The organism is Chryseobacterium sp. Leaf201 (assembly GCF_001421435.1).
Classification (GTDB): Bacteria; Bacteroidota; Bacteroidia; order Flavobacteriales; family Weeksellaceae; genus Chryseobacterium.
This window is the reverse complement of the sequence record NZ_LMKA01000131.1, coordinates 1-13,205: the sequence shown is the minus strand read 5'-3', so window position 1 is coordinate 13,205 and position 13,205 is coordinate 1. Positions and strand designations below refer to the sequence as shown.

Genomic DNA, 13,205 nt, shown 5'->3' with positions numbered 1-13,205 from the left:
AAAATAAAAATTTATATTTATACCGAGATAAAAAACATAAATATGAAAAACAACCGAAGCTTTGTGAACGAAACAGGACGTTCCAAAAACATTGCGAATCTTCAGGATCTGAATTCCTTTTGTACAGCATATGGAGACAGGTACAATCCTGTAAAAGAAGAATTGAAGATTTCCAGTCTTAAAACACTTCATGAAAATGCCCTCTTAAAAATTAAATGAAACCCAAGCAAAAAAAATATTGTTCGATAATGCTACCATCAGTGGGCGGATGCATTCAGAGAATTAAATCCTTTGGCAACAAAAGTAGTAAACGCATTGGCCGTTTCAGAAAAAATCCGCTGATGCTGCGCAACGCTAAATCCTACAATAAAAAACTGCAGGGGAGAACAAAATCAAAAACAGAAGCAGAAAATCGGGAAAAGAAACCAAAAACCCAACAAGAACAATTCCCATGTCCTAAGAGCTACGACAGCAAGATCAATCACTTCTCCAATTTAATTTAGGTGTTGGAGCAAAGTACAGCCTACAATCCTAATGAAGAAGAATCAAAACCGGAGCATTATGGGATAAACTTGGGATACATGAAAAACAAGAGCACTGCTCTTATCCATGCCAATAAAGAATATACAAACGCCAGGTTAATCAGGGATCAGATATTGTATAATAATGTTATACGTATTTGTCAGGATTACAAAGAGGTGAAACAGTATGTAAAATCAGTTTTCGGGGTCACAAGTCCTCAATAGTATTTACTAAATAAGATCGTAGCATAAAATTAAGATAACATCAAAAATATTTCTGTCTTGAAAAATGTTTTAGGCAGGAATTGTTATTTGTGGCAAATTCAAAGTACATATTTCCAGCTTAGTATTTTTCAAACTTTGTGAATGAAATGAACAATTTTATGAATGGTGCTAGCAACTCCAATGAATATTCTTGCAACTGTAAGGATGACATTGATAACTGGCTATATTGTTCTTAACTTTAATTTAGATGAGCAACTTTATTTATGATTTTAAGAACTGCAGATAATATATTTAACAACTTCTGCTAAAGTTTTCTGCACTCTATTTTAATATTGCAAACTTAAAGGGTACTTCTTTCAATATTGTACAGTAATTTAATACCTTAGAAGCTGAAAATAAACCCCGGATACATTATACCCGAAAACAATAAGTTAATATCAGTACACCAATCACGTATTTAAATAACTCCATCCAGATCTAACCATGAAAAAACTCCTCTTTATCGTCCTTGGCATTCTCCTCATTCTAATAATTCTCGTCTTAATCAAAACATTGACCTATCCATTTAAAAAAATAAATACCAATACTTCAAGTGGCTGGAAAATGATAAAAGACGATTCCGCCATTCAAAGACTGTCGGGCGGACTTAAAATCCCGTCTGTTTCTGCCGGAGAGCTGGGAGAATTTGATTACTCAACATTTGATACCATCAAAGAATATCTCAAAACATCTTATCCATTGGTTTACGAAAACGCGGAATATACTGAAGTCAATAAATATGGATTGGTATTCAAATTAAAAGGCAGCAACCCGTCTCTGGATCCTATTTTATTCCTTTCCCACACTGACGTGGTGCCTCCGGGAGAAGCTGATGTAAAAGATAAAAGCGAAAATGTTTTCAGGCCGGACGATCGACCTTTGCCTCCTGTTTCAGAAGTTGCGGAAGACTGGGATTTCGGTCCGTTTTCCGGAGCAGTGGCCAACGGAAGGATTTATGGAAGAGGAGCGATTGATATGAAAGGGATGCTTTTTTCCATGATGGAATCCATGAATAACCTGATTAAAAACAGACATGTGCCGCAACGGGATATTTATTTAGCCTTCGGGTTTGATGAGGAAGTGGGCGGACAGCAGGGTGCGGCGAAAATTGCAGCGTATTTTAAAAGTAAAAATATAAAATTCGATGCGGTGTATGATGAAGGAGGACTGATTTTGGAAAAAGGCAGTGTGGCCGGGATCAATTCTGAAGTTGCCGTAATCGGCTGTGCGGAAAAAGGTTTCCTCTCCGTAAAAATCAAAGTAAAAGGATTGGGCGGACACGCCTCGATGCCTCCGATGGAAAGTGCTGTAGGAAAGGCTGCGGTCATTATGCAGAGGCTGGAACACAACCAGATGAAACCGATGATCACACCGTTGATCAACGAGTTTTTTACCAATATCGGCGGTTCCATGTCATTTGTAAACAGGATGGGAATCTCTAATCAGTGGTTATTGAAGCCTGTATTGTTATCTCAGCTGACAAAGAATAATTCCACCAACGCATTGGTCCGTACCACGACAGCTTTAACGATGATGAAGGGAAGCGATGCCCCGAACGTCCTTTCTCCGGAAGTGGAATTTGTTGTGAATTTCAGGCTGCTACCTGGCGACACGGTAAATGACGTAAAAAAACATATCGCCGAAGCCACCAAAGGGTTTGAGGTGGAAATAGAAGATATCGACCAGGTAAAAGAAGCCTCTGCGGTTTCCCTGACCCATACCAAAGCCTTCAGGTTAATTGAAGCGGCAATTAAAGAAATCCATCCCACGGCAGTAGCAACTCCATATCTTACGGTTGGTGCAACAGATGCCTATAAATACCAGATCGTCAGCAAAAATATTTACCGATTTATGCCGATCAAAATCAATGATGCCGAAAAACAGTCCATTCACAGCACCAATGAATACCTTAGCATTGAAAACTACATGAAGATGATTCATTATTTTGAGTTCATGATGACAAATTACGATAAGCAGTAAGCATTAATCTTTCACTTTTCATTAAAAAAATTAAACTTAAAAATAACACGACAAGTTTTGTCGCATTACCGTATTAGCTTTGCTTCATCAAAAGATCAGAGTTATGGAATTGCCGTTATATTTAAGTTATAAAGAATTTGAGAACCATTATTACGATAACCTTGAAAAATGGTTTGAACAAAATCACAACGCTTCAGAAACCGATTACCTGAAAGCGCTTGCGAACCTGTACAGCCCTTATCTGTATTATAATTTTGCCAATGACAGGCTGCAGCCGGATGCTTCTGTCCAGATAAAGGATTGCTTTTTCCCGTATCAGGAAACCATCGGGATTTCCTTTTGCACTACAGGTTCCGAAGACAGTAAGCCGGCTAAAAATATAAAAAGCCTTAACCATGTATTCGAATGGAAAACCATTACGATGATGGAATATGCCCAACATATTCTGGATAAGATCAACGGATATCTTTCTAAAAACAAAGAAACTGAACACAAAAATATCCTTGATTTTATCAACCACTGCGAAATTATTACGTCAAGGGACGGAGCAGGATACTGCGTCAATTACAGTCAGCACCAGGCAACCCTTCCTTTTCTGAAAGCGTATCTTCCGGTGTACGGACGCACCGTTGATATTGCGGTGTACCGTGATTTTATATTTTCCATCGTGCAGATAGCAGACTGTATCGACCGCAGATTAAAAGATGTCCGCGCTTTTGAATCAATGATCTGCACAAAATTAAAATCAGAAGCCAGATTTACCGTACAGATGAGCCATCAGTTTCTTACCATGTGCAATTAACTGATTGATCAGATCAAATCCATTTTACCACCAATACATTCATATAGCTAAATTGTAGTTTGAAATAAGTTGATTATTTTTTTCAAACGAAAATCCCGGTCAAATCTGACCGGGATTTTTATTGATTTTCCCCATATATTTCTTAATTGTTATATAAATAAAGTAATTATTTCCCAACGGTTTCCCATAAGTAAATATTAAAAAGGGTTAATATATTTGTTTTAATATTAACAAAAAAAATATTTCATTATGTCAATAAAAATTCTTGAAGATGATTGGTCAGAATATGATAACCGTAAAAAGAAAAGAGGAGATGCTAATTTTTTTTCCTGTCAAGAAAGCTGGGAAGTTGATTATTTAGTTAACAAAATTAAAAAAAATTATCCTAATATTTCTGAACAAAAGATTTTAGAAGCAATTTCACAATGTTGTAAGACAATTCCTGGGAATAAACCACGTAAGCAATTTGTAGAATGTGTTATGAGCCGTCTGCTATAAGTGGAATCTATTTATTGTAATAAAAAAAGTCTGTACTAATTTAGTACAGACTTTAATTTTGCAGAGAGGAAGGGATTCGAACCCTCGATACAGTTACCCGTATACTACCTTTCCAGGGTAGCTCCTTCAACCACTCGGACACCTCTCTTTATTCGAGACTGCAAAAATAAGAGAATTTATTGAATTGGCAAATTATTCATGCAATTAATTGGAAATTTCTCCACACAGGCTCTTTGCGAAGTTTTCGGCAAAGCTTCCCGCGTAATTTGGATTGTCAATAAGATGCATTGCTTTTGTAATGGCGCTTTCCGCGGTAATGTCTCTTCCGCTGATGGCCCCGATCCTTGAAAAGATATTGCTGTTTTCATATTTGCCGAACGAAATACCGCCTGAAATACACTGGCTTACCACCACAATCTCGGTTCCGTTGTTCCTGATCTGTTGCAGGGTGTCCACTGTTTTATCACTGCTGAAAATAGTCCCCGAACCAAAAACCTGAAGGATCAGCACTTTCATTTTCGGGATTTCCTTAAAGTGGTTCAGGTTCATGCCCGGAAAAATTCTCCAGAAAATAACATCTTCGGAAATATGGTCATCCACATGGAACTCAATGTTATGATCACGACGGTAAAGGTTTTCTTTAATGATGTTCAGATGTACGCCGGACTGCCCGAGAATAGGATAGTTCGGACTTGCATAAGCATCAAAATACTCAGCCGAATATTTTAAGGTACGGTTTCCCCTCAACAGTTTATATTCAAAATAAATGGCCACTTCCTGAATCACGGCCTCATTTCCCTCATACAGGCTGGCGTAATACAGGCTGGTCAGGAGATTTTCCTTTGCATCGGTCCGCAGATCTCCGATCGGAAGCTGTGACCCCGTTAGGATAACAGGCTTTTTCAGTCCTTTCAGCATAAAGCTCAGCGCGGAAGCCGTGTAAGACATCGTGTCTGTTCCGTGAAGAATCAGGAATCCGTCATACTGGTCATAATTTTTGCGGATGTAGTGGGCAATAATTTTCCATTCTTCCGGCCCCATATCTGATGAGTCGAGCGGTTTTGAAAAAGGATGAACGAACACTTCACATTCCATCAGTTTCATTTCAGGCATTTTCTCAAAAATATTTCCAAAATCAAAGGCGCGGAGACTGCCGGATTCGTAATCTTTTTCCATCCCGATGGTACCACCGGTATAGATCAACAGGACTTTTCTTTTCATACAGACTTTATCAGATTTTTGTTCCCGGTTCGTTCAGGATCATTCCTCAAAATTACGTTAATTTGCAAAGATTTGAAACAGATGAAACGTTTACAGGAAATTTTATTATAAAACTTGTCATAGTGAACGTTACGTTTTGCTGCTGAAAAATAGAGATGATCAGATGAAAGATTTAGTACAGACTTTTGAGTATTTAAAACAGTTTTTAACCGAAGAGCGGTTATGGAAAATTGAACATTTTTCACCGGAAAGTTCAGATTTTGTGCTTCCTGTGGTAGAAGACATTTACCAGTTCCGGAATGCGGCAGCCATTGTACGTTCCGTGGAAGCCTGTGGTTTTCATAAAGTGGTGGCGTTGCAGGAAGAATATAGTTTTGAGCCCAATCTCCGGGTGACCAAAGGTGCCGATACCTGGGTTGAGGTGGAGAAAATGCCGAGAACTATAGAGTCTTTTCAGAAAATTAAAGACAGAGGATATAAAATTGTGGTTGTGTCGCTGGAAAATAATGCGAAGATGCTGCCGGAATACGAAATTACAGAACCGATTGCCCTGGTCTTCGGAACCGAAATGGAAGGTGTCTCCCAGGAAATTTTAGATTTTGCCGATGAAACATTAGCCATTCCGATGTATGGTTTTACCAGAAGCTTTAATGTTTCGGTAGCAGCTTCAATCTGTATGTATGAACTTAAGCAGAAGCTTTTAAAATCAGAGCTTGATTATAAATTAAACGAAGAAAAACTGCTGAGAATGAAAATCCGCTGGGCAGTAAATTCAATGAGAAGCGGACAGCAGATTTTTGAAAAATACCTGAAGGACTATGATGTTCAGTGGGATCATTAAGGGTAGATAAAAAGCTATTGCACCGGTTTCAATCTTTTATTGTAAATTATAATAATTCCATGCAGCCACAAAAACACCGGCTGTTTCAGTCCTTAATCGCTGATTGCCTAAGGAAACCGCTTTTACATGATGCTCTGCCAGAAATGAAATTTCTTTCTCTGAAAAATCGCCTTCAGGGCCAATTAAAAAGGTGATGTGTTCCGGTTTGGGAATTTCTTTCAGTTCAATCCGCTCCAGGTCTTCATGGCAGTGCGCCACGAAAGTATTTTCAGGATTGATGTTTTTCAGGAAATCCTGTAGTTTTACAGAATCATTGATGGTAGGAAAATGAAACCTCAGGCTCTGCTTTGACGCAGCAATCGCCTGTTTTCTGAGCTTATCAATATTAATGTTTTTACGTTCTGTTTTTTCAGTCTGCAGGATAGTAATTTCAGAAATTCCCATTTCAACGGCTTTTTCCACAAAAAACTCAATGCGGTCAATGTTTTTAGTGGGGGCAATGGCAATGTGAAGCCTCGGCGTAAAATCAGGATAATCCGTTTGAATTTCAGAAACTTCAAGGGTTGCTTTTTTTCCTTCAATCATCAGTTTTCCGGAAGCCAGATTTCCTTTTCCGTCGGTTACGTGAATTTCTTCACCGTTTTTCATCCGGAGAACTTTTACAATGTGCTGTTGTTCTTCATCGTTGATGATTGCTTTTCCGTTGTTGATTTCGCCAAAAAAAAGTTTCATACCTTGATATTTAAAGTCTGCCTGAATTTTATTTATAAGTGAATGTTAAAACGTAATTTCATTGTCGCTTAAAAATGCGACACCGGTTTTTATCGTGGTATAAATATCGCCTTCACAATCTCTGTATGAGCACGCATAAATCTCTTCAATCCACTTGTTATTCATGAAAATTAAATTCAGATATTCGTTTTTTCTTAAATTATTTTTAATGGATAAATAATCTCCTTCTTTGGGTTCGTAAGTAAAACTGAACACATTCTCTGAATTTATTTTCTCTATGATCTCTTCCTTTATATTTTGAACATATCCAATTTCCGAACTTACCATTAAATAATCTTCGTCTTCAGATCCTGTCGCGTCATTCTTTCCTGTAATGGTTTCTAAAACCCAATAATATTTTGAGTTTTTTTTAGACTGCGTTCCCAGTACTTTCTCTTCTAACAGTATTTTCATAAATCGTATTTTGCGGTGGCGGAAGTTCTCAGATCTGTAAATTCCCCTCTTTCAAATTTTAACTGCGCTACCATGGCAATCATGGCCGCATTATCGGTAGTATATTCAAATTTCGGGATGTAGATATTCCATCCCAGCCTCCGGTGGTTGTCCTGCATGGCCTGCCGCAACGCAGAATTGGCAGAAACCCCTCCGGCAATCGCTACTTCTTTTATATTTAAATCCTTTGCTGCCTTTTCCAGTTTAGCCATCAAAATTTCAATAATACAGCGCTGTACCGAGGCACAAAGGTCATTAAGGTTATTTTTGATGAAATCAGGGTCTTTTCTTACTTCTTTCTGGATAAAATACAGCACGGAAGTCTTGATCCCGCTGAAAGAATAATCGTACTGCTCCAGTCTTGGTTTATTGAACGTGAAGGCATCCGGATTCCCTTCTTTGGCCAGTCGGTCGATAATCGGGCCGGCAGGATAATCCAGGTGAAAAATTTTCCCGATTTTGTCGAAGGCTTCTCCGGCGGCATCATCAGTGGTTTTCCCGATAATTTCCATGTCGAAATAATCCTTTACCAGCACAATCATGGTATGCCCGCCGCTTACCGTAAGGCATAAAAAAGGAAATTTGGGCGGCACAGGATTTGCATCGTCAATGAAATGCGCTAAAATATGTGCCTGCAGGTGATTTACTTCAATTAAAGGAACGTCTAGGCTCATTGCCAGGGACTTAGCAAAGGAGGTTCCTACGAGAAGAGATCCTAAAAGTCCGGGCCCGCGTGTAAATCCTATCGCAGAAATTGCATTTTGTTGTATATTTGCTTTAGTGAAAGATTTTTCAACAACGGGGATGATATTTTGCTGATGGGCACGCGACGCAAGTTCAGGGACAACACCGCCATATTCTTTATGGATTGCCTGATTTGCAGCAATGTTCGACAGAATAGAATTTCCCTTGATGATAGCTGCTGATGTATCGTCACAGGACGATTCAATACCTAAAATTATAGAGTCGCTCATAATAATGGCAAAGTTAGAGAATAATAACGAGAATGAGAACAAAAAGTCAGTAGCTGAAAACCTGGGCGATCAGGTGCAGAAGGCTGTTGAGAATGCCGGAGGTAAGGTAAAGGAGACTGTGAAGGAAGCCTCTGAACTTGCCAGTGATGCGATTAACCATCCGGTAGAAACGGCTGGGGAATTTGGGAAGCAGGCTGTAAAAGATGTTACAAGCTATTCCTGGTGGGCCAGGCTTTTACTCATTCTGTTCTGGCTGAGCCTCGGTCTTGTGGCGGCGGTTTTTGTGATCATCAATCTTCCGGCTACCAAACGCTGGGCAGCTGACCAGGCACTGCAGATTGTCAACAGGGATTTCAAGGCACAGATGTCTACCGAAAGTGTGGATGTGGATTTCTTCGGGGATGTACAGATCAAAGGTCTGAAAATAAAAGACTATAAAGGAGCCGATTTTATTACCGCTAAAGAATTTACGGCCAATTCAGACTGGTTCTCGCTTGCCACCAATATCGGCAAAAACAATTCATTAAGCTTTAATGCCCTTACCCTTAAAAATGCTGATATAAAAGTCATTACCTATAAAGGTGACAGCATTTCAAATTTCATCCGCTTTACCCAGTTGTTTGACAGCGGGAAAAAGCCGGATCCGAATAAACCGCCCTTCCAGCTGAATTCCAGGCTGCAGATTCTGGATTCCAAAGTTTCGATTGTCAATTTAAATTCTCCCGGAGAAAAAGGGAAATGGCTTACGGCCACCAACTTTAACCTTAAAGCCCCGAATGTAAAAGTTAACGGACGGAATATTTCAGCACAGATCAACAACATGTCCTTCACTACCGAAAGATGGGGGAAATCACATTTTGTAGATACGTTTTCAACGGAACTGTCAATGACGAAAGATTTCCTGTTCCTGGAAGACCTGACTTTAAACACAGACCACAGCCTTTTGCAGGGAGATATAAAATTCAATCTTCATGATGACGGTTCCTGGTCAGATTTTGCAGATAAAGTAAAATGGGAAATGGACCTTCAATTGGGCAGCCAGCTCAGCGGATATGACATCAGCTATTTTGTAACCAACTGGGATAATTTCAAGCCTTTTAATATTTCAGGGAAGATGACGGGACCACTTAATAATTTTAAGCTGGACCATTTCCTGATCCGGAACCCCGATGTGAATATTGCCACAAAAACAATGAAAATCAACAGGCTGCTGAAAGGCAACTTTCTCATTGAAACCAATAACCTCTCGGCAGATTTTACCTATAAAGACCTGAAAGCAATGATGCCTTCATTCATTGCAACCAAAATGAAGAATTTTGCAGATGATTTCGGAAAGCTGAAGTATAACGGAACGGCAAGCGTAAACCCGAACAAAGTCTACATTTCAAGCGGGAACCTGATGACGGGGATCGGGCAGGCAAAGATCACCGGGTTTTCCCTGACGGATTACAGTTCTTCCATGCCGAAATACGTCGGGATTGCTGAAGTAAGGGACCTGAATACCTCGGTGATTACCAAAAATAAATCCGTAGGCCTTATCTCGGGCAGGTTTGATGTTAACGGGCAGAGCTTCGATGTGAATACCATGAGGCTGACCACAAAATCCCGCATCACCAGCATTGAGATCATGAATAAGGAAATCAACAATCTTTATCTTGACGGGTTACTGGATCATAAAAAATACAACGGACTTATTACGGTGGATGATGAGCAGGCAAAGGCAGTTGTCAAAGGTTTAATTGACTTCAGCACTTCACGGATTTCCATGAATGTGGATGCTGACGTTAAGTATTTAAATATGAATTATTTTACCGGCAAGCCCGGAAACCAGATCGTAAGCGGAACGGTAAACGGTAAAATGGCCATGTCTTCCTTCAATGATCTCACTTTGGATGTTGAAGCAAACAATATTAATTTTGCTACGGCTACGCAGAAATATTCCATTCCTCATGCAAAAATAAAAACATTTGCCGAAAACGGCGGCCGCGTAATTGACGTAGACGCTCCCGGTGCCGTAAACGGAAAAATTTCCGGAAGATACAACCTGGCAGATCTTGCAGGCATGGTAGAAAACGGGTTGAATAAAGTATTGGTAGGCCCGGCTCCGCGTAAGTTATACAGAGGACAGAACTTTACTTTGAATTTTGATATCCAGCAGGGATTGGTAAGTTATTTTATGCCGGATCTGAAAATTCCCCAGGGCGCGAAAGTGGAAGGGCAGTATGACGGAAATTCAAACAACCTGATTTTAAATGCAGATGCCGCTTCGCTTAAATACGTCATGACCAAAGTTCAGGAAATTACGGAAGCTGACAAGGCGCTGGCTGCAGCCAATCCGTCCTACACCATAAATGACCGGAACAACATCACCAGAGACAGTGCCATGGTAGACAGTGTGATGGTGAGGATTAATACCGCAAACCTTGATGAACAGATTTTCGCGAAGATCAACAGGGTAGAGTACAATAAAAATATTCTTAAAGACATTACCTTAAGCGGCAGAAACGAGAACAACAGCGTTCTTCACCTGGCTGCAAAATTCAAACACGGAAGCCCGGAAGATGAGCTGGATGATAACCTGAAATCCTATGCCGTCAATGTCAACCAGACCACCAATGCGGGCGGCGACTATGTATTCAGGTTTGACCCCACTGAAGTTAAATTCAACGATGTAACCTGGGCTATTGATACCAGCCCGGAACTCGATCATTCCATTACCTACCGTAAAAAAGAAAAGGATTTCGATATCAGGAATCTGAAGATCTATTCTGACAACAGTGCATTGTTTATAAAAGAAGCCCAGTTTAAATCTGCCAAAGATTTCTATCTGGATGCGGAAGTTAAAGATTTTGCTGTCGAAAAGCTGTTGGAAATGCAGGCAGGCGGAAATACCATGAATATCAAAGGCCTGGCTAACGGGAATGTACAGATTAAAATGGACAAAAGTACCCTGCAGCCTCTGGTGGATATGACCATTGATGATATCATGATGAACGGGAATGACATGGGCGATATTACCATATCTGCAACAAACGGTTTTTCCCTAAATGTATATGATGTTGACATCAAAGTAAATTCTGCCGGCGTTATCGGCAACAACAGCCTTCACGTTACGGGGACGGTCAATAACAACACCGCTTCACCTACCATTGATCTTACAGCTGAGATGAGGGATTTTGATGTGGCTTTTGCCCAACAGTTCGTTACTACGGTATTCGGGAATTTAAGAGGAAAAGCAACGGGAGATCTGAAAGTCAGCGGAAAGTTCAGCAATCTGGATTACAGCGGTGATATTGCCCTGAAAGGTTTTGGGTTAAAGCTTCTGTTTACGGGTGTGGATTATTCATTTGACGATACGGTGATTCCGTTAACAAAGGGACTCGCGATCCTCAACAATATCGAAGTTCATGACGGAAGAACGAATTCCAAAGGCAATATTTCCGGGGCGATCCAGTTTGAAACCATTTCATCACTGGGGGTCAATCTCGTAATGAGAGCAGATAACCTGTTGGTGTTGAATACCACCCAGAAAGATTATGACCTTTTCTGGGGAAGGGTTTACGGACAGGGAGACCTGTATGTGGACGGGCCGGTTTCAGCATTAAGCATCTCCACCCCGAATATGAAAGCACTGAGCGGAAGTACCTTTACCTTTAACTCGGGTTCCACTTCCAATGTTGAAGAATTTAAGATGCTGAGGTTCCTGAAAGAAGGAAAAGACGGACTGGTTACGCTTGAAGAAAAGAAAAAATCAGGTGCCAACATGAATATCGATTTCGCACTGGATGTAGATAAAGGCACTACCGTGAACGTTCTGATCGGTGATGATGTCGGAAGCATTATGGTGAAAGGAGAAGCGGAAAAGCTGCGGTTCCAGATGAGCAGACAGGGCAATATTGCGATGAATGGGACCTATAAAGTAGAAAACGGGACCTTTATTTCAAAGGCCATTTTGAATAAAACCTTCCAGATTGAGAAAGGAAGCAGCATACGATGGGATGGCGATGCCATGAAACCAGCACTTGATATCACGGCCAATTATGTAAGAATGGTTTCCAATGCAGGGGAATACCTGAATATGGGAGGGCTGCAGCCTGTAAGTGTCCTGCTTCAGGCAAATATTACGCAATCGCTGGTAGATCCTAAGGTAGACCTTGACGTAACGGCACTGGATGTGTCAAGCCAGGTAAAAGAAACCCTGGCGGCAAAAATGAGCCAGGACGGGGAAAAAGTACTGCAGTTCGGTTCTGTATTGCTGTTAAACAGTTTCAACGTTTCCAGAACCGGCGGGGTAGATGTAGACGTTGCCGGAGTTGCGGAATCTTCAGGGTACAATCTGCTTTTAAAACAGCTGGGCTCCGTACTTAATACCATGAGCAACGAATTCCAGATTGACCTGAATTACGTAAAAGGCGACCAGTATTCCAATATCGGCGACCGGGCCAATGCCGGTGTAAGCTTTGCGCTTTCACCAAGGGTTAAAGTAAAGACCGGTTTGGGAATCCCACTGACTAAAACTGAAAATACGGAGACCAATTACCTGTCCGGTGAAGGGACCATTGAATATGATATTTCCAAGAAGAATGACGGAAGCCTGCTCCTGAGAGGGTACTCCAAACCTTCCAATATCGGCGTGATTAACGGGGCCGGATCAAACGGTACTGCTAATCAGGCGTATGGCGGAGGTATCGTATGGAGCAAGAGCTTCAATTCTTTCTTTAAAAAGAAAGGAAAAGATAAAAAAGTACAGCAGAATAAAAATGAAATAAAAACAGATTCTACAAAATCAGCAGCTAAATAATTGTGATTTTTTAATGATTTTTATCATCCGTGTTAATTATTGTTAATGTTTGATATAATTTTTTTAGTTAAATAATTTT

Annotated in this window: 10 protein-coding genes, 1 tRNA gene and 1 pseudogene; 7 read left to right on the top strand and 5 right to left on the bottom strand. The window is 40.4% G+C overall.

Going from position 1 to position 13,205, the window contains the following annotated elements:
• The 5 genes and pseudogenes from ASE55_RS20405 to ASE55_RS18785 form a co-directional block, all read left to right on the top strand.
• A pseudogene (locus tag ASE55_RS20405) lies at positions 1 to 219 on the top strand (hypothetical protein); the annotation flags it as partial.
• Positions 216 to 503, top strand: a complete 288-nt coding sequence (locus ASE55_RS18805) for a hypothetical protein (protein ID WP_056223323.1) — start codon at positions 216 to 218, stop codon at positions 501 to 503. The pseudogene ASE55_RS20405 and the gene ASE55_RS18805, both read left to right, overlap by 4 nt.
• A gap of 726 nt (positions 504 to 1,229) precedes the next feature.
• Complete coding sequence (locus ASE55_RS18795; protein ID WP_056223318.1) at positions 1,230 to 2,765, top strand: M20/M25/M40 family metallo-hydrolase; 1,536 nt, start codon at positions 1,230 to 1,232, stop codon at positions 2,763 to 2,765.
• Between the two features lie 103 nt (positions 2,766 to 2,868).
• Entirely contained in the window at positions 2,869 to 3,567 is a 699-nt protein-coding gene (locus tag ASE55_RS18790) for a hypothetical protein (protein ID WP_056223316.1), read from the top strand.
• Positions 3,568 to 3,816: 249 nt separating this feature from the next.
• Positions 3,817 to 4,065: a hypothetical protein gene (locus ASE55_RS18785; protein WP_056223314.1), complete on the top strand. Its 249-nt coding sequence runs from the start codon at positions 3,817 to 3,819 to the stop codon at positions 4,063 to 4,065.
• 61 nt (positions 4,066 to 4,126) lie between these two features.
• On the opposite strand, the gene ASE55_RS18780 is transcribed toward ASE55_RS18785, so the two are convergent.
• Both ASE55_RS18780 and ASE55_RS18775 read right to left on the bottom strand, forming a co-directional pair.
• Positions 4,127 to 4,213, bottom strand: a tRNA-Ser gene (locus ASE55_RS18780).
• Between the two features lie 56 nt (positions 4,214 to 4,269).
• Entirely contained in the window at positions 4,270 to 5,286 is a 1,017-nt protein-coding gene (locus ASE55_RS18775; RefSeq protein WP_056223312.1) for an asparaginase, read from the bottom strand.
• Between the two features lie 163 nt (positions 5,287 to 5,449).
• Between ASE55_RS18775 and ASE55_RS18770 the strand changes: the two genes are divergently transcribed.
• Positions 5,450 to 6,127, top strand: a complete 678-nt coding sequence (locus tag ASE55_RS18770; protein WP_056223310.1) for a TrmH family RNA methyltransferase — start codon at positions 5,450 to 5,452, stop codon at positions 6,125 to 6,127.
• Positions 6,128 to 6,163: 36 nt separating this feature from the next.
• Here ASE55_RS18770 and ASE55_RS18765 read toward each other — a convergent pair whose 3' ends face one another.
• Genes ASE55_RS18765 through tsaD form a run of 3 tightly spaced genes read right to left on the bottom strand, consistent with a single transcriptional unit; the run spans position 6,164 to position 8,325 of the window.
• Complete coding sequence (locus ASE55_RS18765; protein WP_056223308.1) at positions 6,164 to 6,859, bottom strand: RsmE family RNA methyltransferase; 696 nt, start codon at positions 6,857 to 6,859, stop codon at positions 6,164 to 6,166.
• A gap of 45 nt (positions 6,860 to 6,904) precedes the next feature.
• Complete coding sequence (locus tag ASE55_RS18760) at positions 6,905 to 7,312, bottom strand: hypothetical protein (protein WP_056223305.1); 408 nt, start codon at positions 7,310 to 7,312, stop codon at positions 6,905 to 6,907.
• A complete protein-coding gene (gene tsaD, locus ASE55_RS18755) occupies positions 7,309 to 8,325 on the bottom strand; it encodes a tRNA (adenosine(37)-N6)-threonylcarbamoyltransferase complex transferase subunit TsaD (protein ID WP_056223304.1) in 1,017 nt (338 codons plus the stop codon). Before tsaD ends, ASE55_RS18760 begins: the two co-directional genes overlap by 4 nt.
• A gap of 4 nt (positions 8,326 to 8,329) precedes the next feature.
• On the opposite strand from tsaD, the gene ASE55_RS18750 reads away from it, so the two are divergent.
• Entirely contained in the window at positions 8,330 to 13,126 is a 4,797-nt protein-coding gene (locus tag ASE55_RS18750) for a hypothetical protein (protein WP_056223302.1), read from the top strand.
• Positions 13,127 to 13,205: the final 79 nt, after the last annotated feature.

Coding starts and splice junctions, on each gene's coding strand:
- ASE55_RS18805 (WP_056223323.1), top strand. CDS start 216: ATGAAACCCAAGCAAAAAAAATATTGTTCGATAATGCTACCATCAGTG.
- ASE55_RS18795 (WP_056223318.1), top strand. CDS start 1,230: ATGAAAAAACTCCTCTTTATCGTCCTTGGCATTCTCCTCATTCTAATA.
- ASE55_RS18790 (WP_056223316.1), top strand. CDS start 2,869: ATGGAATTGCCGTTATATTTAAGTTATAAAGAATTTGAGAACCATTAT.
- ASE55_RS18785 (WP_056223314.1), top strand. CDS start 3,817: ATGTCAATAAAAATTCTTGAAGATGATTGGTCAGAATATGATAACCGT.
- ASE55_RS18775 (WP_056223312.1), bottom strand. CDS start 5,286: ATGAAAAGAAAAGTCCTGTTGATCTATACCGGTGGTACCATCGGGATG.
- ASE55_RS18770 (WP_056223310.1), top strand. CDS start 5,450: ATGAAAGATTTAGTACAGACTTTTGAGTATTTAAAACAGTTTTTAACC.
- ASE55_RS18765 (WP_056223308.1), bottom strand. CDS start 6,859: ATGAAACTTTTTTTTGGCGAAATCAACAACGGAAAAGCAATCATCAAC.
- ASE55_RS18760 (WP_056223305.1), bottom strand. CDS start 7,312: ATGAAAATACTGTTAGAAGAGAAAGTACTGGGAACGCAGTCTAAAAAA.
- tsaD (WP_056223304.1), bottom strand. CDS start 8,325: ATGAGCGACTCTATAATTTTAGGTATTGAATCGTCCTGTGACGATACA.
- ASE55_RS18750 (WP_056223302.1), top strand. CDS start 8,330: ATGGCAAAGTTAGAGAATAATAACGAGAATGAGAACAAAAAGTCAGTA.